Source organism: Bacillus cereus group sp. BfR-BA-01524, from assembly GCF_022662595.1.
Classification (GTDB): domain Bacteria; phylum Bacillota; class Bacilli; order Bacillales; family Bacillaceae_G; genus Bacillus_A; species Bacillus_A thuringiensis_S.
Window position 1 is genome coordinate 1 of sequence record NZ_JAKUDW010000234.1, and the last position, 1,282, is coordinate 1,282.

Consider the following 1,282-nt stretch of genomic DNA (forward strand, 5'->3'; position numbering starts at 1 on the left):
TGAAGTGAACCCGAATAGTGGTACATGAAAAAAACACCTCCTGAATTCGCATACTAAGTATGCAAATTCAATGGAGGTGTTTTTGGTTTGAAGACAAGAGTTCATTACCCAGAAGAAATAAAGTGGAAAGTGATTGAAATGAAAAAGGATGGATATTCCAATCGGACCATTATGGAGAAGTTTGGAATTAAAAATGTTTCCCAAATTAAGACATGGATGAAGTGGTATCGTACCGGTCAAACGTACCGTTTTCAACAACCTGTAGGAAAGCAATATTCTTATGGAAAAGGGCCAAAAGAGTTAAATGAATTGGAACAGCTACGGTTAGAAAATAAACAGTTAAAAACAAAATTACTGATATGGGGAAAGTATCTGGAAATCGAAAGGAGTTGAACCTGGAAACTGTAGTTACTTTATGGACCGATTTCAAAACAAAACTAACGGTAAAAGAATTGTGTAATGTATTAGAATTACCCCGGTCTACATTTTATCGTTGGTTACAACGAACAGTGGACCTAAGAGATGAGATAGAAGAGAAAATAAAGGATGTTTGTCTTCGGCATAAATTACGATATGGATATCGAAGAGTGACCGCAACTCTTCGGAAAATGGGACTGTGTGTGAATCATAAAAAAGTATTACGAATCATGAGACAAAATCAGATTCTCTCAAAAGTTCGTCGAAAGAAAAAGAAATATATCAGTGGTGCGGAGCCAGTAGTAGCCCCTCATCGATTGGAACGCCAATTCGATGCATCCGCACCAAATGAAAAGTGGTTTACGGATGTGACGTATCTATTATTTGGAGAGCGTACCTTGTATTTATCAACGATTATGGATGCCTTTAATCGTGAAATTATTAGTTATGTCATCAGCGAGTCCCAAGCACTGCCATTAGCAATGAAGACATTAAAACAAGCAATGAGAGGGCGAAAAGTAAAAGATGTCCTTCTTCACTCAGATCAAGGAAGTATTTATACAGCGAAGGAATTTCAAGCATATGCCAAAGAAAATGGCATTATCACCAGCATGTCCCGGAGAGGAAATTGCCATGATAATGCCGTCATGGAAAGCTTCTTTGGTCATTTGAAAAGTGAAGCCTTCTATTCACAAGAGATAACAAAAGTATCCAACACAACTGTGCGAAAGATTGTGCTAGAATACATTCATTACTACAATTGTGTGCGAATTCAAGAAAAATTAAACCACCTATCCCCTAAAGAATTTAGGGAACAAGTGGTTTAGGTGTTTTGATAGGTGTCCCGTTTTCAGGGTTCACTTCA

Annotated in this window: 1 protein-coding gene; it reads left to right on the top strand. The window is 37.5% G+C overall.

Annotated elements, in window-relative coordinates; genetic code table 11:
* The first annotated feature begins 87 nt into the window (after positions 1-87).
* Positions 88-1,244 (top strand): IS3 family transposase gene (locus MR170_RS30640; RefSeq protein WP_096001427.1). Its coding sequence is split into 2 segments (ribosomal slippage): positions 88-337 and positions 337-1,244, totalling 1,158 coding nucleotides; the frame shifts between segments, so codons are not numbered across the junction.
* Positions 1,245-1,282: the final 38 nt, after the last annotated feature.